The 17,396-nt window shown below is 69.8% G+C and carries 14 protein-coding genes and 2 tRNA genes; 10 read left to right on the top strand and 6 right to left on the bottom strand.

The annotated features are described in order from the left end of the window. The first annotated feature begins 95 nt into the window (after positions 1-95). Together orn and ON27_RS07085 are read left to right on the top strand one after the other, a co-directional pair. Positions 96-734, top strand: a complete 639-nt coding sequence (orn, locus tag ON27_RS07090) for an oligoribonuclease (protein WP_174377820.1) — start codon at positions 96-98, stop codon at positions 732-734. 54 nt (positions 735-788) lie between these two features. After that, positions 789-864 (top strand) — tRNA-His (locus ON27_RS07085). Positions 865-996: 132 nt separating this feature from the next. Here the strand turns inward: ON27_RS07085 and ON27_RS07080 are convergent. Continuing rightward, positions 997-2,229: a L,D-transpeptidase gene (locus ON27_RS07080; protein ID WP_043721416.1), complete on the bottom strand. Its 1,233-nt coding sequence runs from the start codon at positions 2,227-2,229 to the stop codon at positions 997-999. Positions 2,230-2,535: 306 nt separating this feature from the next. Here ON27_RS07080 and ON27_RS07075 point away from each other — a divergent pair. From ON27_RS07075 to ON27_RS07060, 4 genes are all read left to right on the top strand, one after another. Beyond that, positions 2,536-2,608 (top strand) — tRNA-Lys (locus ON27_RS07075). 708 nt (positions 2,609-3,316) lie between these two features. Beyond that, a complete protein-coding gene (locus ON27_RS07070; protein ID WP_043721221.1) occupies positions 3,317-3,937 on the top strand; it encodes a transglycosylase SLT domain-containing protein in 621 nt (206 codons plus the stop codon). A 149-nt stretch (positions 3,938-4,086) separates the two neighbouring features. Beyond that, entirely contained in the window at positions 4,087-4,401 is a 315-nt protein-coding gene (locus ON27_RS07065) for a hypothetical protein (RefSeq protein ID WP_043721217.1), read from the top strand. A 93-nt stretch (positions 4,402-4,494) separates the two neighbouring features. Further along, positions 4,495-5,022 carry a DnaJ family domain-containing protein gene (locus ON27_RS07060; RefSeq protein WP_043721215.1) on the top strand — a complete coding sequence of 176 codons (528 nt, stop codon included), beginning with the start codon at positions 4,495-4,497 and terminating at the stop codon, positions 5,020-5,022. Between the two features lie 27 nt (positions 5,023-5,049). On the opposite strand, the gene ON27_RS07055 is transcribed toward ON27_RS07060, so the two are convergent. Continuing rightward, positions 5,050-5,514, bottom strand: coding sequence for a MarR family winged helix-turn-helix transcriptional regulator (locus tag ON27_RS07055; protein WP_043721212.1), 465 nt, complete (start codon positions 5,512-5,514; stop codon positions 5,050-5,052). 58 nt (positions 5,515-5,572) lie between these two features. Here ON27_RS07055 and ON27_RS07050 point away from each other — a divergent pair, with 58 nt between their 5' ends. Then, the gene (locus ON27_RS07050) at positions 5,573-6,550 is read left to right on the top strand and encodes a pirin family protein (RefSeq protein ID WP_043721210.1); all 978 of its coding nucleotides are present in this window, start codon (positions 5,573-5,575) and stop codon (positions 6,548-6,550) included. Positions 6,551-6,684: 134 nt separating this feature from the next. Beyond that, a complete protein-coding gene (locus tag ON27_RS07045) occupies positions 6,685-6,981 on the top strand; it encodes an excalibur calcium-binding domain-containing protein (protein ID WP_043688643.1) in 297 nt (98 codons plus the stop codon). A 65-nt stretch (positions 6,982-7,046) separates the two neighbouring features. Here the strand turns inward: ON27_RS07045 and ON27_RS07040 are convergent, their stop codons facing one another. Beyond that, entirely contained in the window at positions 7,047-7,268 is a 222-nt protein-coding gene (locus ON27_RS07040; RefSeq protein ID WP_043721208.1) for a DUF3618 domain-containing protein, read from the bottom strand. Positions 7,269-7,432: 164 nt separating this feature from the next. Here ON27_RS07040 and bcp point away from each other — a divergent pair, with 164 nt between their 5' ends. Continuing rightward, a complete protein-coding gene (bcp, locus tag ON27_RS07035) occupies positions 7,433-7,906 on the top strand; it encodes a thioredoxin-dependent thiol peroxidase (protein WP_043721414.1) in 474 nt (157 codons plus the stop codon). Positions 7,907-7,974: 68 nt separating this feature from the next. Here the strand turns inward: bcp and ON27_RS07030 are convergent, their stop codons facing one another. Further along, complete coding sequence (locus ON27_RS07030) at positions 7,975-9,210, bottom strand: hypothetical protein (RefSeq protein ID WP_157227108.1); 1,236 nt, start codon at positions 9,208-9,210, stop codon at positions 7,975-7,977. Positions 9,211-9,507: 297 nt separating this feature from the next. On the opposite strand from ON27_RS07030, the gene ON27_RS07025 reads away from it, so the two are divergent. Beyond that, a complete protein-coding gene (locus ON27_RS07025) occupies positions 9,508-10,128 on the top strand; it encodes a TetR/AcrR family transcriptional regulator (protein ID WP_245559842.1) in 621 nt (206 codons plus the stop codon). Positions 10,129-10,165: 37 nt separating this feature from the next. On the opposite strand, the gene acpS is transcribed toward ON27_RS07025, so the two are convergent. After that, positions 10,166-10,603, bottom strand: coding sequence for a holo-ACP synthase AcpS (acpS, locus tag ON27_RS07020; protein ID WP_043721202.1), 438 nt, complete (start codon positions 10,601-10,603; stop codon positions 10,166-10,168). A gap of 76 nt (positions 10,604-10,679) precedes the next feature. Beyond that, on the bottom strand, positions 10,680-17,396 hold a 6,717-nt coding region (locus ON27_RS07015), incomplete at its 5' end, for a type I polyketide synthase (RefSeq protein ID WP_043721195.1).

The following is a 17,396-nucleotide window of genomic DNA, read 5'->3' as shown; positions in this document are numbered from 1 at the left end:
GTTGGGGGCCGCATCAGTGGCTGAGCGGTTGCCGTGCCGTACCGCGAGCACCTGGCCTCGGCCCGGCTAATGTTGCACGAGTGTCCGACAAATACATGGTGTGGATGGATTGTGAGATGACCGGCTTGCGCTTGGACAGCGACAAGCTGATCGAGGTGGCCGCACTGGTCACCGACAGTGATCTCAACATCCTCGGCGAGGGCGTGGACATCGTCATCCACGCCGACGACGCCGCGCTCGCCGCGATGCCCGCGGTGGTCGCCGAGATGCACGCGCGCTCCGGGCTGACCGACGAGGTCCGCCGCTCCACCGTCACCCTCGAAGAGGCCGAGCAGCGCGTACTCGACTACATCCGCCAGTACATCCCCGCCCCGCGCACCGTGCCGCTGGCCGGTAACTCGATCGCGACCGATCGCGGTTTCATCGCCAGGGACATGCCCCTGCTGGACGCGCACCTGCACTATCGGATGGTCGACGTGAGTTCGATCAAGGAGCTGTGCAGGCGCTGGTACCCGCGCATCTACTTCGGGCAGCCGGAAAAGGGGCTGAGCCACCGCGCGCTGGCCGACATCCAGGAGTCGATCCGGGAATTGGAGTACTACCGGCGAACCGCGTTCGTCGCCCCGCCCGGCCCCTCCACCACCGAGATCGCCGCCATCGCCGCCGAGGTCTCCGACATCGCGGAAGAGCGGACCGAATCGGCCCAGGTCAACGGCTCGCCAGAAACCGATTAGGGCGTGGGCGGGTTGACACGCTAATATCTAGCCCGCCGGTTGTTACCGGCGATGGTGAGCGTAGTTCAGTTGGTAGAGCACCAGGTTGTGATCCTGGCTGTCGCGGGTTCGAGTCCCGTCGCTCACCCCACAGGCCCGGGTGGCTCCGAGAAATCGGCGCCACCCGGGTTTTTTCATCGCCCCGCACGAGATGCGGATCCTGCCCGAACGCCGAACGGGCCACCGGATTCGCTCCGATGGCCCGTTCGGCGTTCGATCTCGCTCAGCGATTGTCGTCGGCGTTGCCCGCTTTCCAGACCGGCCACGGGATGTTCCAGTCGCCCAGACCGTCCACGCCGGAGAGGGTGCCGCCCACGGTGTTCTTCACGATCGTGATGTCACCGCGCTTGGCGTTCTGGTAGACCCACTGCGCGTTCGCCGGGCTGAGGTTCAGGCAGCCGTGACTGGTGTTGCTGTAGCCCTGCGCGCCCAACGACCACGGCGCCGAGTGGAAGAAGATGCCGCTGTAGGACAGCCGCGTCGCGAAGTCCACCGGCGTCTTGTAGCCGTCCGGGGAGTTGACCGCCACGCCATAGGTGGAGGAATCCATGATGATCTTCTCGTGCCGGTCGGCGACGATGTAGATGCCGTTGTCGGTGGGTGTGCTGTCCTTGCCCATCGAGGTCGGCATGGTGCGGATCACCTGGCCGTTCTGCTCGACGGTCACCTGCTTGGTGTCGTCGTCGGCGGTGAAGATCACCGCGTCGCCGATGGTGAAGAAGGAGTGGATGTTCTCTTGGCCGTACAGACCGTTGCCGAGATCACGTCCATAGACGTTCACGTCGATCGTGACCTTCGTCCCCGGCGCCCAGAAATGTTCCGGCCGCCAGCGCACCTCACGGTTGTTCACCCAGTAGAACGCGCCTTCGACGGCGGGTTCGGTGGTGATCTTTATCGCATCCTGTGCGGCCTTGCGGTCGGGGATGTTCTCGTCGAACTGGATGGCCACAGGCTGGCCGATCCCCACGACCTCTCCTTCACCCGGGTTCAGGTAGGGCTTGGTCTGGTTGCCGGGCGAGCTGGTGGTGAAGCTGAGCGTCGCGGAGTTCGCGCCGCCGAGGCCGATCGCGTCCGCCTTCAATCGGTAGGTCTTGCCGTAACCGAGCACCTCGGTGGTCTCCCACGACCTTCCGTCGGCGGCGAGCTTGCCGTTCACGGACTTCCCCTGGGGACTGACCAAGCTCACGTTCGTGAACTTGCCGTCCTCCACCTTGAACGTCATGGGAACGCCCGGCGAGACGCCCACCTCGCCGTCCTTCACCGGTGACAGCAGCTTGGGCTTGATCAGTTCCGTGATGGGGTTGCGATCGATGGCCGCCTGCGCCGCCTCCGTGGCGTCGGACGCCGAACACCCGGTCAACGCCAATGCGGCGACGACGAAGACGGCTACCGGTCCCGCGACAGCGCGTAACGACCACCGTGCGGCCGACTCGCGCCGACCTTGACCACCACTCATGTTCAACCCCGTTTCCAGTCTCGGTGCTCCAGGACACACCGATGGCTTCGCCGGCCGACCGCCACGCCGCTCACCCCGCCGTGTACGCGGGCGGTCGACACCACAATCGGACATTCTGCCAGCGCATCACGCCCGCGCCAATGTGAACACCACGTCCGTCACTGCAGCGTTACCACCTGTAGATCAACTCGGCGAGGCCCGGTGTTACCGGCGTGGGGGCACATCACATCAGCGCCGGTCAGGACGCGATTTCACTTCTGTGGCCCCGGCCTGTTAAGGTTTGTCCCGCACCGGAACACGGAGCGCGCGCCATTAGCTCAATTGGCAGAGCAGCTGACTCTTAATCAGCGGGTTCGGGGTTCGAGTCCCTGATGGCGCACAATCGACAACCGTGCCCTTGCCAGTCATCGGCTGGCAAGGGCACGGTTTTCTGGTCTCCGAATCAGCTCCAGCTTCCGTGATATCTCCGTGACCTGCGGCGTTTCCCAGAGACACCAGACGTCTCAATTCGGACACCGATACGCCCACCTGGGCGCCGAATGCCAGTAATGCAGCCGAAAACTTCTGTGATGTACAGCACAAGAGGTTTAGCAGCAAACTCCCAGCTTAGATAACGATTCGGCAACCTCGTCCTGGGCTTTCCAAGATCGCCAGCACCTGCCATTCAGAATCCGTTCACCCTCCGTTAACCAAGCGTGACCATTCTGCAATCAGGTCACAAAGCGACCTGAAGTTTGGTCAGCCCGAGGAGTTGTAGACACCGATTCGGTAACGATCACACGGCAGGCAAGCCGGCCACGTGATCGGCGGAGCGGAATCCGGCAACGGACCCGCACTCCCATACTTCCGCCCGTCTCTTCGCATCGAGGATGCGAAGTCCCGCGCGACACCGCGGCCGAGCCCACCGAGGGCGATCCGGCGCCGCACGCACGAATGTCGCGTTCCGGGGACACCAGCGTCCCCCACAACAAAACCACACAACAGCACATGGCCGTTTTCGACGAACGCTCCCAGCGTACGCCGCAGGATCCGTGCTGCCCGACCGCGGCCGGATCGAGTAAGTCCCCGAACAAGGAACCGATTCGCAATGCCTGACAGACGCCTTTCCACCCTTCGCCGCCCCTCGCTGCGCGAGACCATCACCGTCGCCGCCGCGGCCGCGGGTGTCGTTGCCGTGGCCGCCTGCTCCGCGTCGTCCGTTGCCGACGACAGCGTCCCGTCTCGCATCGCCATGGTGGCCGAGCAGCAGCCCGCCGCGCCCGCACCGGTCGCCGCACCGGTCGCGGAAGCCATCCCCGCGCCGCTGCCCGCTCCCGCTCCCGCTCCGGCGCCCGCTCCCGCGCCCGAGCCCGCGCCGGCCCCGATGCCCCCGCCCGCCCCGGTGTACGAGAACAACCTGGACGGCTGGATCCGTCAGGCCCTCGACATCATGCGGGCCAACAACATCCCCGGCACCTACGAGGGCATCCACCGCAACATCATGCGTGAGTCGACCGGCAACCCCCAGGCCATCAACCTGTGGGACTCCAACGCCGCCATGGGCATCCCGTCCAAGGGCCTGCTGCAGGTGATCGACCCGACCTTCGCCGCCTACCACGTCCCTGGCACGCCCTTCGACGTCTGGGATCCGGTCGCCAATATCGTCGCCGCGTGCAACTACGCCGCGCACCGCTACGGCTCGATGGACAACGTCAACGGCGCGTACTGAGTCCACGCGTCCGCAGCCTCCTCATCCACGGATGGGGAGGCTGCGGCGTTTCCCGCCACGCCTCGCATCCTGGCCGTCAGCGGGCATCGACGGATGACGTACGACCGCGTCCATTAGGGTCGATGCACCAGCGACCCCGTGGACAGGCGATGACCGACTACGCACACAGCGACACGGCGGCCAAGAGCCGCGCCGAGAAAGCGCGGCGGCTGGCGAGCTACCTCTGGCAGCGCGCCATCACCGAAGCCGAGGTGCACGCGATGCCCGCGCCGGTGCGGCGCAAAGTGGCCAAAGCCGCCGGGGCGAATCCGCCGAGTACCGAGGAGACTTGGACGACGGTGGCGCGGTTGCTGGCGGAGAAGGACAGCTGGGCCGCGCGCCATCCGGAGCATCCCGCGGCACGGCGCGCGCACACCGACGAGAAGCTGCTGTGGGTCAAGCCGCCGATCCGGCCGTGGAGCTGAGCTGTTCGCGGATGAGCTGCGGCGCAACGTCTCCCATGTCTACTACAGGCTTCCGTAGACTGGAGTCATGCACCCGCCGACACCGCCGTCGCGATGACCGAGCGCAAGCCGCCGAAGGAGACCTTCGAATCGTGGATCGACAAGCAGATCCGCGAGGCGGCCGAGCGTGGCGAGTTCGACAATCTGTCCGGCGCGGGTAAGCCGATCCCCGGAGCAGGCACGGCTTACGACGAGGACTGGTGGCTGCGCGGATATCTGCGACGCGAGGGGGTCAGCGGCGATGCCCTGTTACCGCCGTCGCTCGTCCTGCGGCGCGATATCGAACACCTTCCCGAGGCAGTGCGTGACTCGACGACCGAACGGGAAGTGCGCGCGACGGTGAGCGAACTCAACAAACGCATCGTGGAGTGGCTGCGGATGCCGGAAGGGCCGTACGTGCCGATCGCCCCCGTGAACGCGGACGAGATCGTCGCGCAATGGCGAATCGCGCGGGAGACGGTGCAGCCGGCGCGCCCGCCTCTCGGCGGCCGGAGCACACCGACTGCCCGGGCGTCCGCCGAGGTCACAGCGCGCCCACGTCGCCGGTGGTGGCGCCGATGGTGGAGATCCGGAACGGGTTGACGTCCGTCCGCGGAACGAGCGCCCCCGTCAAGCGCCGAGTTCGGTCACTTGCTCGACCTCGGCGACCACCTTGTCCGCCAGCGCGCGCAGGACCCGCGCCTCGTGCGCGGTCATCGGTTCGACGAAGACGCGGCGGACCAGATCGACGTGGTTCGGCGCGGCCCGCTCCAGGGCCACGCGCCCTTCCGGCGTGAGCTGGACGATGATGCCGCGGGCATCCTCCTCCGCCGGCCTGCGCTCGACCAGTCCGCGGGCGTCCATCCTGGCCAAGTGCTTGGACAACCTGCTCTTCTCCCAGCACACCTCGGCGGCCAGCTCCTTGGCGCGCAGACAACCGTTCGGGGCCGCGGACAACGCCACCATCAGCTCGTAATCCGCCAGCGACAGACCGTCCTCGGCCAGTCCGGCGGAAATCGCCCCATCCAAACGCTGGCGCAGCCGCACGTAGGCCTGCCAGGTCGCCTGCTCGTCGTCACTCAACCACCGGACCATGGGAATGAAGTGTAGTCACGGTTGGTTGACATGGACACCAACTCCCGAGGAGGTCCCGATGCCCGCCGTCACCGTTCCCGACATCATGGTCCTGCCGCGCCTCCCCCGCCCCGACGCCACCCTGCGCCGGCGACCGGTCCGCAGCGTGGTCACCGCCCACAAACAGCGCGAGGGCGCGGGATTCGAGGTGCGCAGGCCGTTCCCGAGCATGGATCTGCGCACGGCCGATCCCTTCATCCTGCTCGACCAGATGGGTCCGGTCGCCTACGAACCACACGAGGCGAAGGGCGCGCCCTGGCATCCGCACCGCGGCTTCGAGACGGTCACCTACATGCTCGACGGCACCATGGTGCACCACGACTCACAGGGCGGCGGCGGCGTCATCGGCGAGGGCGACACCCAGTGGATGACCGCGGGTTCCGGCATCCTGCACGACGAGGTCCCGCCGGAGCAGATGGTCGCCTCGGGCGGCCTGTTCCACGGCATTCAACTCTGGGTCAACCTGCCGCGGGCACTCAAGTTCGCGAAGCCGCGCTACCAGGATCTACGCGCCCGCGAATTGACCCTGGTGAGCTCGCACGACGGCGGCGCGCTGGTCCGGCTGATCGCCGGGGAGGTAGGCGGATTCACCGGTCCCGGCTCCACCTACACCCCCATCGCCTACGCGCACGCGTCGATCACTCCCGGCGGGATTCTCGAAACCCCCTGGCCGCAGGACTTTACGGCGATGGCGTACGTGCTTTCCGGCAGCGGCACGGCCGGTGCCGAGCGCAAGCCGCTGAGCGAAGGACAGCTGGCGGTCTTCGGCCGCGGAGACGCGATCACCGTGACAGCCGATGCGCGCCAGGACAATCGGACCGGAACGCTCGAGATATTGCTGCTCGGCGGGCAACCGATCCGGGAACCCGTGGTGCAGTACGGGCCGTTCGTGATGAACACCCGCGCGGAGATCATCGAGGCGATGGCGGACTACCAGGCCGGACGCATGGGAAACATCCCGGCGCAGCACATCGGCGGCGCCGGGGCGACCGCGTGATCCGCTCAGCGGGCGCAATCCCCTAATGCCCTAGTTCCGTCCCCCCGAGGTTGACAACAGAGCGGCCCGTCACAACAGTGGATGCGGCGTCCGGTCGGACGCCCATCCACCGCAGCAACCACATAGAGGAATACATGAACGTTCGCCGGCTCTCCGTCAGCGCGGCCGTCGCGGGACTGACCTTTCTCGCGGCTCCCGCCGCCCTAGCCGCCCCTCCGTCCGGTTCCGCCGGAACCGGCTCCTCGGCCGTCGACACCGGCTCCGCCGCGACCGGCTCGGCCGGTCTGTCGCAGACCGGTTCGGCCGGTGGCGCCTTCGCCAACTGCGACGACGCGCGCAACGCCGGACGGGCGCCGCTGTTCCGCGGGGAACCGGGCTTCGGCCCGCACCTGGATCCCGACGGTGACGGCTTCGCCTGCCCGACGGTCTGAACCGAACGTGGAAAAACGACGACACCCGGTAGGCAGCGCCTACCGGGTGTCGTCGTTTTTCCAGCTCAGCGGAAGATCTTTAGCAGCACCAGCCCGACGAACAGGGCGGCGGCGCCGATCAGGCTGTACTTCACCTTCGGCTCGTTCAGCTTCGCGACGACGATGTGCTTGGTGTCGTCCGCGATGCGATGCGGGTCCGCGCGTACCGCGAGTTCGTCGAGCGTGCTCGCCAGCCGATTGCGGGCGGCCTCGATCTCCTGCTCGATCCGCTCGGTATCCCTTGCCACGTTCCACCCTCCTGTTGTCGATTGCCGCACCCGGGTGCGTGAATCACGCCGTACGCTCGGCCGTTCGTGGAGCGCCCGGGGCTCGCGGACGAGTCTAGCCCCCGGTCCGCGCCATCCGGCCGCGCGAGGAACTCCGGTCGGATCGTTCGGATACCGTGCTGGAGGTGACCACCAACCAACGACTCGCCCCCGGCGACACCGCCCCCGACTTCACCCTCCCCGACGCCGACGGCAAGAACGTCTCGCTGTCGGACTACCGCGGACGCAAGGTGATCGTGTACTTCTACCCCGCCGCGAGCACCCCCGGTTGCACCAAACAAGCCTGTGACTTCCGCGACAACCTGGCCGACCTGGACGGCGCGGGCATCGACGTGGTCGGCATCTCCCCGGACAAGCCCGCCAAGCTGGCCAAATTCCGGGACGCCGAGCAGCTGACCTTCCCGCTGCTGTCGGACCCCGACCGCGCCGTACTCACCGCGTGGGGCGCGTACGGCGAGAAGACGATGTACGGCAAGACGGTCGTCGGCGTCATCCGCTCCACCTTCCTGGTGGACGAGGCGGGCAAGATCGCCGTCGCGCAGTACAACGTGCGCGCCACCGGCCACGTCGCCAAGCTGCGCCGCGACCTGTCGGTGTAGCCCCCGGGCAGCGAAAAGCCCGGCGCCGCAGCGGCGCCGGGCCGAGTCGGAGCGCCCGCTCGGACCGCTCAGGTCGGCAATACCTGCTGGGCGGCCCATTGCGCCATCAAGCGCAGGTGTTCGTCCCACCAATCCGCGGCTTCCGGGGTGAACATGGCCGGCGGCGGGGCCTCACCGGGGAAGAGCAGCGCGCTGTCGGGCGCGCCCACCTTGCGGTCGGCCGGGACGCCGGTGCCCGGCACCAGCGGCGCGGGGATGCTCGTCTCCGCCTCGTTCGCCGTCTCGTTCGCCGCGTCGACGGGCACCAGCGGCAGCGGACGATGCCGCGGGGCGGCGCCCCAGCCTTGCTCCGGGAACTGTGCTCCGGCGTCGACGCCGGAGCCGAGTGGCCCGCCTGACGCGCCGAATGCCTCGGCATCCACGGACTGGACCGGCGCACCCGGATGAGTCGCACCGGCGCTCTCGATCCGGCCGTCCGCCATGACGACGGTCGGCACCGGCGAGGAATCGTTGCCGAGCAGGTAGCTCCCACCGACGACCATTCCGCTGGCCAGCACACCGGCCGCGGCGAACACCGCGACCCCGCCGCGCGCCCGGTGCGGCTCGCTCACCAGCTCCGCGTAGCCGTCCTGCTCGAGGCGCGCGCTCAAGGCCGCACCCGCGGCGGAAGCGAATGCGCCGATCGTGCACGGGATCACCGGCGCCCCGAAGTCCTCCAACGCCTTCAGCACCGCCGCCCCGGCGCCCGCCGAGCCGATCAGCGCCACCGCGTCGGGCCGGGCAGCCGCCGCCTCCAGCTGGTCCCACGCCGCCGCGACGCCCATGCCGAGCGACCGCGGCGTCGCCCGCCCCGGCTGGCCCACCGCCGCGAGCACCCGGCGGCGGCCGCGATCGACCAGGGTGAACGCCTGGTACCCGGGCACCACCTCGCAGATCAGCAAGTTGTCGTAGGCGTCGAGCCACGTCATCATGCTCGCCGCGCTCAGGTGGGCCGACTTCACCGAGACCATCGAAGCGCTGTGCCACCGGCCGGTCGCCAGCCGGGTCACGATCGCGCGCCGCTGCGCGGCGTCCCGATAGGCGACCGCGACCCCGCCGATCTCCCGATCCGGCGCGAGGCCCGCGGCCAAGGCGTCCAGCGCGTTCTCGACCGCCGCGGCCACCTCCGCCTTGTCACCGTCCGTTCGTGCTACTCGGCGCAGCACCACGCGGTCGGCCAGCTTCCTGCCGTCGGCGAGCGCCACCGCGTGCACGGCACCGCGTTCGGTGGAAACGCCGAGAGTCACCACAGATTCAGCTACCACTGATCACGCCTTCCCTCTGCGCATTGACCGAGCTCACGGACCTGCCGAAAACCATGAGCCCCATGGATTCCCCTGCTCGGAACACACGTCGCGATGCACGCGCGCTCGGTATAGGTTCGACACCACATCGGTTACGGATGGGTAGCGGAAATCCAGCCGCCTGGACGGGAACGGCGGATGCGCGTATCGCACGCGTGCCCCTACCGTTAGCCTGGATGCGTGGAAGTACGCGCGGAGGCCAGGGCGAAGCACCGTCTGGACCCTGCGTTGGAGCTGCAGGACGACCCACAGGAGCTCATGCCGCGACGCCGGCCGACGCAGGAACGCAGCAAACGAAAGTTCGACGCCTTGCTGCAGGCATCCAGGGAACTGCTCGTCGAGGTCGGGTTCGAGTCGTTCACCTGTGAGGAAGTGGCGGCCAGGGCGGAGGTGCCGATCGGCACGCTGTATCAGTTCTTCGCCAACAAGTACGTCATCGTCTGCGAGTTGAATCGTCAAGACCTGGTTGCCGTTTCCCAGGAGCTGGCCGACTTCCACGGCGAGATCCCGTCGCTGGACTGGCTGCGGCACATGAACCAGTTCGTCGACCACCTCGCCAACCTCTGGATGACCGACCCGTCGCGGCGGGAAGTGTGGCTCGCCATGCAGTCCACCCCGTCCACCCGGGCCACCGGCGCGATCCACGAGAAGCAGTTCGCCGAGGTCGTGTCGCAGATGTTGCGGCCGCTCACCCCGCGCACCCCGCGGGCACGGCGCACCATGATGGCCGAAGTGCTGGTGCACGTGGTCTATTCGATGCTGAATTTCTCGGTGCAGGACGAGCAGAGCAGCGCCGAAGCGGTCGCCGAACTCAAGCGACTGATGGTCGCCTACCTGCTCGTCGCGGAGAAGGAATCGCGCACCGGCAACGAACGATAAGGGGTGGTCCCGGCGGGAACCGGGACCACCGCGTCGCTCAGCCCGCGCTGTCGCGGCCTTCGATCAGGTCGGCCAGCTCGCCCGGGTCCTCGAGCACCACCATCGCGGCGGCGGTGTCGCCGTCGTGCGTCAGCGACAGGTGCACCCGGACCCGGGGCAGGAACTCGGCGGCCAGGCCGTGCAGCTTGATGCTCGGCCTGCCCCATGCGTCGTTGACCACCTCGATCAGCGGGTACGGGTTGTCCCCGATCTGCGGGCGGCGGGCGAACCGCGACGACGCCCAGGCTTTGAGCACCGCCTCCTTCGCCGCCCACCGCGCCGCGTAACTGCGCGCCGGATCGGTTCCCTTGCTCTGGCAGTAGCGCCGCTCTCCCGCGGTGAAACTTTCCCGGAGCATGGTGGTTCCGGCACGTTCGAGCTGTTCGGCGAACTCGGAGATGGTCACCAAGTCCAAGCCGATACCGAGGATCGTCATAGGCGGGCAGCCTACGACGTACTCGGCGAGCCCGTGCGCGAACCCGGCGCGACGAGTTGCCCCGTCGCGCTTCCGGTTACGCGCATCCCATGCCGTTCGCCCGGTAGGCGCCGTCCTGCGCCAGGCGCGCCTCTTGCGAGAGCAGCATGTCGGCCTCCAGCTGACGAGCCCGCCCGGACGGCGTGCCCTCCCCGCCGAGCCTGCGGTCGGCGGGACGCTCGTACAGCGGCGCACCGCCGCACATGGCCTCCACGAACCGCTGGCGGCCGCTGAGCTGACGCTCCTGCGCCCTGCGCTGGTACTCGTCGCGCTGCCCCGGCTCGATGGCCTGGATGAACGCCTGCGGGTGCACGACCGCCAGCAGACCGTTCACATGGCCGAAGCCGAGCGAGGTGACCAGGCCGGCCTTCAGCGGGAGCCGGTCGCCCAGCCGCAGCGCTTCCCGCACCCACACCAGGTGCGGGTAGGGGCGCATCTTCTCGTCCACGCAGTCGAGGCTGCGGTTGGGCGGGATGACGCCCTGCTCCAGCACCTGGCACAGGCCGATGAGCTGGAAGGCCGCCGCACCGCCCTTCGCGTGCCCGGTGAGGGTCTTCTGCGAGACGACGAACAGCGGAGCGCCGTCCGAGCGTCCGATGGCCGTGGCGAGGCGCTCGTGCAGCTCGGACTCGTTCGGGTCGTTGGCGGCCGTCGAAGTGTCGTGCTTGGACACCACCGCGATCTCGTCCGGGGTCACGCCGAGCTTGCGGAGCTCGGTCGCCAGCCGGGACTCGGTCCCGCCACGACCGGCGCCCAGCGCGCCCAGGCCCGGAGCCGGGATGGAGGTGTGCACGCCGTCCGCGAAGGACTCGGCGTAGGCCACCACACCGAGCACCGGCAGGCCCATCTCCAGCGCGACGCTGCCGCGCGCCAGCAGCACCGTGCCACCACCCTGCGACTCGACGAACCCGCCGCGACGGCGGTCGTTGGCGCGGGAGAAGTACCGGTCGCTGATGCCCTTGGCGCTCATGGCCGCCGAGTCCGCGGTCGCCGACATGTCGCCGAAGCCCACGATGCCCTCGATGCCGAGGTCGTCGTAGCCGCCGGCCACGACCAGGTCGGCCTTGCCGAGCCGGATCTTGTCGACGCCCTCCTCGACCGAAACCGCGGCGGTGGCGCAGGCCGCCACCGGATGCACCATCGCGCCGTAGCTGCCGACGTAGGACTGCACCACGTGCGCCAGCGCCACGTTCGGCAGCGCCTCCTGCAGGATGTCGTTCGGGCGCGGCTCGCCGAGCAGGTTGTCGACGTACAGCGAGCGCATCGAGGACATGCCGCCCATGCCGGTGCCCTGGGTGTTGGCGACCAGCGAGGGGTGCACCCAGCTCATCAGCTCCGCGGGACTGAAGCCGGAACCGATGAACGCGTCCACGGTGCACACGATGTTCCACAGCGCGACCCGGTCCACCGAGGCGGCCATATCCGGCGAGATGCCCCAGATGGTCGGGTCCCAGCCGGTCGGGATCTGGCCGCCGACGGTGCGCGAGAGCTTGGCCCGGCGCGGCACGCGGATCTCGGTGCCCGCCTTGCGGGTCACGGTCCAGTCACCCGAATCGGCGACCGGCGTGATGACCGTGTGCTCCGGATCGGCGGCGTGGAAGGCGCGGGCCTCGGCCTCGCCGCCCACCGTGAACGACAGATCCTGGTCCAGGAAGACCGAGGTCATCAAGGGCGCCGAGTTGTCGGTCATGGCGCCGTCGTCCTCGTAACGACGCACACCGCAGCGGGCGACCACCGCGTCGTGGTAGCGCTCGGCCAGCTCGTGCTCCGGCACGTAGTCGCCGGATTCGGCGTCGTACCAGCCCGGCTTCGGGTCGTTCTCCCAGGTGACCATGCCGGTGGTCCAGGCCAGCTCCAGCACGCCCGCCGCCGACAGCTCGTCGGAGACCTCCATCTCGAAGCGGGTGCGGGCCGAGCCGTAGGGCCCGAGCTCGCCCGCGCCGACGATGACCACCATGTCGGCCGGGTCCGCGGTCACCTCGCCCCATTCGGGCACCGGCAGCGCGGAGGTCACGGTCGGCGGCGCGGGCAGCGCGGCGATCGTGCGACCCGTCTCGGCGTCGGTCTGCGTCTCCGCCTGCTCCGCGGCCTGCTTCGCCAGTTCGGGCAGGTTCAGCTTGGCCCTGGCGAGGCCGCCGGTCAGGTCGATCTGCTGCGGGCCGCTCGCGGTCACCTGGCGGGCCCGCGAGGTGCACCACTTGAGCAGCTCGGCGGCCATCTCGGCGGTGGACCAGGTCTGCACGCCCGCCTTCTCGACCGCCTCGACCATCGGGTCGTTGTGGCCCATCAGGCCGGTGCCGCGCACCCAGCCGATCAGCGCGTGCACCAGGGTGACCCGGGCCGACCACGACTTCTCGGCCCGCCACTTGGTCACCACCGCGTCCAGCGCCGCCTTCGACTCGCCGTAGGCGCCGTCGCCGCCGAACAGGCCGCGGTTGGGCGAGCCCGGAAGCACCACGTGCAGTTTCGCGTCCACGTCGTGGTCGGCGCCCAGCTTGGACAGCCCGCCGATCAGCCGTTCGACCGACCAGAGCAGCACGCGCATTTCCATTTCGGCGCGAGCGCCCGCGTCGGCGAGGTCACCGGCCACCCGCGGCGCCGCGAACGGCAGCAGCAGCGTCGGCGTCATCGCATCCTTGACCTTGATCTTCGCGCCGCCCGCGCTGTCGACCTGCTCGGTGCCGATCCAGTCGATCAACGCGTCGATGTCCTGGTAGGACGCCATGTTGGCGGGCACGACCCACAGGGCCGCGCCATGGCGGGCATTGTCCCGGTAGAGCTTCCGGTAGAAGCGGAGGCGTTCGTCGTTCAGCGCGGAGGTGGTCACCACCACGGTCGCGCCGCCGCCGAGCAGCTTGCCGGTCACCGCCGCGGCGATGGATCCCTTGCTGGCGCCGGTGATCACCGCGATGTCCGAGGACCACAGCCCGGGCTCCTCGGTGCTCAGCGCCGCCTCGGCGATCCGCTCGTACAGCCCCGCGAGCACCGAGCGAGCCTCGTGCATCGCCCGCTGCCGCCACCAGTTCGCCTGCGCGGCAACCGCTTCGCCCGCACCGAGGAAACCGGTGACCGGCCCGTTCGCGCTGCCCGCGTCGTCGGCCAGCCACAGCCGGGCCAGGTCTTCGCGCGCCGTGGCCCACCGGTCGTCCAGCAGCACCGCCTTGCGCGCGTCGAACGCGGGCGCGACCAGGCGCGGCCAGTCCGAACCGAGTTCGGCCGACACCAGGTCGACCAGGGAGTCGTCGGTCGCCTCCGGTGCGGAGACCCGCTCGGACAGCCCGAGCTGCTCGAGCACCACGCGCGCGGCCGTGGCCAGCACGCCGTCGCGTCCGGTGATCTGCTCGGTGAACTCGCCCAGCGCGGCGGCGTCGACGGTCGCGCCGCCACCGCCACCCGCCGAGGGCAGCGACACCGCGACACCGCGACGGGCGGCGACGGCCTGCACGGCGGCGTCGATGGCCGCGTCGACCGATGCGGCGTCGCTCAGGGCGCCGGAGACCAGCCCGCCCAGGTCGCCACCGCGCACGCTGGTGCCTTCCCTGGTGCCCAGGGACACCTCGGCCGTCACGTGGCTGGCCCACCCGTCCCCGAGCTCCCAGACCTTCTTCACCCGATCGGCGATCGCGGCGGGACGCTTACCGGAGGGGCCGAACACCTTGCGCAGATGATCGCCGATGGCATCGGTGAGCACCGTGCCGAAGGGACGGTAGGTGCGGGCGAGCCGCTCCACCGTCGCCGACAGCGCGCCCATGTCGGCGTCGGCCGCGCCGTCGATCGCGCCGAGCGACAGCTCGGAACCGAGGTCGACCAGCAGCTGGTTACGCCGGGAGGACACACCGTCGCACAGGCCCTCGATGGTGTCGACCGGACCGATCTGGTCCAGCCGCAGCTTCGTCCACAGCGCGATCAGCACGCGGGTGGCGTCGGCGGCGGTGAACGCGATGTCGTCCGGACGCGGACCGCCCGAACTCGGGGCCGGCGCGGCGACCGGGGCGGCGGCGACGGCCGCGGCCGGAGCCGCGATGGCCGCCTGCTCCTCCACGGGCTCGTCGACGGGTGCGGGGTCGGTGTCGGTGGCGTAGACGATCGCGGCCTCGCGCTCGATGTTGAGCACCTCGACCGTGGCGCCGCCGAACCCGGGCAGTTTCAGCGTCTGGGAGGCCAGGTTGGCCACGGTGGGCGTCGCGCCGAGGCCGATCTCGACGAACCGCTCGATCCCGAGGCCGCCGTGCGCGGTGTCGGTGAACAGCAGGTCCTGCGTCTCGATCCAGCGCACCGGGCTGGCGAACTGCCAGGCGAGCAGCTCGATCAGCACCACGCGGCACAGCTCGGTCGGCCGGGCGGCCCAGCTGTCGAAGTCTGCAAGCACCTGCGCGAGCGGTTCGGACGGCACCAGGTCCGCGATCTCCTGGACGAACGCCCGCTCGAGCGAGAACAGCCTGGGCACCAGGTTCGGGATGTAACGGCCGACCAGCACCTCCGGGCGCAGGTCCACCGGCAGCAGCTGTTCGAGCTTCTGCCGGAACTCCGGAACGCCCTTGCGCAGCACCGTCGAGTGGAACGGCACATCGATGCCGGGGACCAGGATGAACGCCCGCTTGCCGCCGAACTCGGCACGGCGGCGGTCGATCTCCTCCTCCAGCGCCTCGAGCCCGGCCACCGTGCCCGCGATCGCGTACTGCGAACCGCGCAGGTTCAGGTTGACCACCTCGAGGAACTCCCCGACCCGATCACCGACCTCCTTGACGAAGTCGACGACCTCGCTGTCGGGCAGCCCGATCTGCGAGGGGCGGATCGCGGCCATCCGATAGTCGCTGCGGCCCTGCGCGTCCCGCGGCACCAGCTCGTGCATCGCGGAACCGCGCTGGAACACGACCTCGAGCACCGCCTCCAGCGGAAGTACACCGGCCACGGCGGCGAGGGCGTTGTACTCGCCCACCGAGTGGCCCGCCAGCAGCGCACCCTCGACCATGGCACCGGCCTCGCGCAGTTCCGCCACCTGGGCGACGCCGAGGGTGGCCATGGCGACCTGGGTGAACTGGGTCAGGTGCAGCACGCCGTCGGGGTGCCGGTGCTCGACGCCCCGCGCCTTGAGGTAGGTCGGGTTGTCCCGCACCACCGCCAGGATCGAGAAGCCGAGCGCGGCGCGGGTGTGCTTGTCGGCGCGCTCCCAGATCTCCTTGGCCGCCTTCGACCGGGCGCGGGCGTCCAGCCCCATCCCCTTGCGCTGGATGCCCTGTCCGGGGAAGGCGTACACGGTCTTCGGCGCCGCGGTGCGACCGGTCGCGGTCATCACCAGTTCGCCTTCGGTCCGGCAGGAGACCTCGACGATCTCGCTGCCCGCGTCGACCGCGACGCGCTCGACGCGCACATCGATCTCCGCGCCGGGGCGGACCATGCCGAGGAACCGGGTGGTCCACGCGGTCAGCGTCCGGGCGGGCACCGAAGCGGCCGGATCGACCGCCGAGACGACGTGCTGCGCGGCGGCCGACAGCCACATGCCGTGCACGATCGGGCTGCCGAGCCCCGCCAGCTTCGCGGCGGAATCGCTGGTGTGGATGGGGTTGTGGTCACCGGAGACGGCGGCGAAGGCGTGCATGGTGCGCGGAGCCACGATCGTGACGTCGCGGCGACGCCTGCGCGGAGTGTCGGTGGCCGCGTCGGACACCGTGCCCGCCGCGCGCGGCGGATCGGTGAGTTCGCCCGTGCCGGTGCGCCCGCGGATCGCGAACCGTTCGGTGAGCGTGGCCAGCACCGGCATCGACATCCCGGTCTCGGGCTTGTCCAGCATGGCGGTGATCCGCACGTGCACCTCGACCACGCGGCCGAGGTCGGTGTCGAGGGTCTCCCCCGCCTCCGCGCGGACCGCGAGCACGCTGGTCTCGGCAGGCAGGTCGGCGGCCAGATGCACCTGATGATCCAGGTGGACCAGGTCGAGCATGCCCTCGATGACGCTCTCGTCCTCGGCGGTGCGGGTCGCGCCGAGCACCGCGAACACGGCGGGCCAGCAGGCACCGACCAGCACGTCGGGCACGGTCCGGCCGAGCGTGCTCAGCGTGGCGGGCAGCCCGGAGCCGGTGACGCCCGCGTGATCGGCGATCAGGTCCGGCGTCCAGGCCAGGTTCACGTGCGCGACCTTGCCCTTGACCTCCGGAAGATCCTGGCCGGCCGCGACCGCGAGCAGCGCGGACATGGCCTCGTCCGCGTCGGCCTCGGTGACCACCGGGGCGCCGCCGTTGTGCACCGAGGTGGGCACGGTGATCCGGATCCGCACCGCGTTGTCCCCCAGCAGCGGGACGGTCAGCTCCAGGTAGGCGTGCTCCGGCTCGGGGCCGGTGGTCTCCACCAGCGTCGCGCCGCTGGGCGGATGGACGGCGCCCTTGCCGTCGACGACCCATTCGGACAGATCGCCGAGCCGGTGCACCGGGCTGATCGCGGTGCGGCCGGCCCACTGCACGTCCGGCGCGGCGAGCACGGCGTCGATCGGTCCGCTGGTGACGCCCGCCGTACGGCGCGCGTCCACCGCGGCGGGCACCACGCCCGCGCGCACCAGCGAGTAGGCGGTGTCCTGTTCGAAGCGGTCGAGCAGTTCACCGACCGGCTCGTCGACCCGCGTGATGCCCGCGACCGAGACGGTGCCGGGGATGACGCAGACCTGATCGGCCGAGTAGCGCGGGTCGTGCGCCTGCCACAGCGAGTCCGAGCGCCACCAGCGGCGCACGTCGGCGTCCACGACCGGCACGAAGTTCACCGG

The sequence above is a fragment of the Nocardia asiatica NBRC 100129 genome (genome assembly GCF_000308415.1).
Classification (GTDB): domain Bacteria; phylum Actinomycetota; class Actinomycetes; order Mycobacteriales; family Mycobacteriaceae; genus Nocardia; species Nocardia asiatica.
This window is presented reverse-complemented; position numbering and strand designations above follow the sequence as displayed.

Coding starts and splice junctions, on each gene's coding strand:
- ON27_RS07065 (WP_043721217.1), top strand. CDS start 4,087: ATGACCGACTACGCACACAGCGACACGGCGGCCAAGAGCCGCGCCGAG.
- ON27_RS07055 (WP_043721212.1), bottom strand. CDS start 5,514: ATGGTCCGGTGGTTGAGTGACGACGAGCAGGCGACCTGGCAGGCCTAC.
- ON27_RS07070 (WP_043721221.1), top strand. CDS start 3,317: ATGCCTGACAGACGCCTTTCCACCCTTCGCCGCCCCTCGCTGCGCGAG.
- orn (WP_174377820.1), top strand. CDS start 96: ATGGTGTGGATGGATTGTGAGATGACCGGCTTGCGCTTGGACAGCGAC.
- ON27_RS07050 (WP_043721210.1), top strand. CDS start 5,573: ATGCCCGCCGTCACCGTTCCCGACATCATGGTCCTGCCGCGCCTCCCC.
- ON27_RS07060 (WP_043721215.1), top strand. CDS start 4,495: ATGACCGAGCGCAAGCCGCCGAAGGAGACCTTCGAATCGTGGATCGAC.
- ON27_RS07080 (WP_043721416.1), bottom strand. CDS start 2,229: ATGAGTGGTGGTCAAGGTCGGCGCGAGTCGGCCGCACGGTGGTCGTTA.
- ON27_RS07045 (WP_043688643.1), top strand. CDS start 6,685: ATGAACGTTCGCCGGCTCTCCGTCAGCGCGGCCGTCGCGGGACTGACC.
- acpS (WP_043721202.1), bottom strand. CDS start 10,603: ATGACGATCCTCGGTATCGGCTTGGACTTGGTGACCATCTCCGAGTTC.
- ON27_RS07025 (WP_245559842.1), top strand. CDS start 9,508: ATGCCGCGACGCCGGCCGACGCAGGAACGCAGCAAACGAAAGTTCGAC.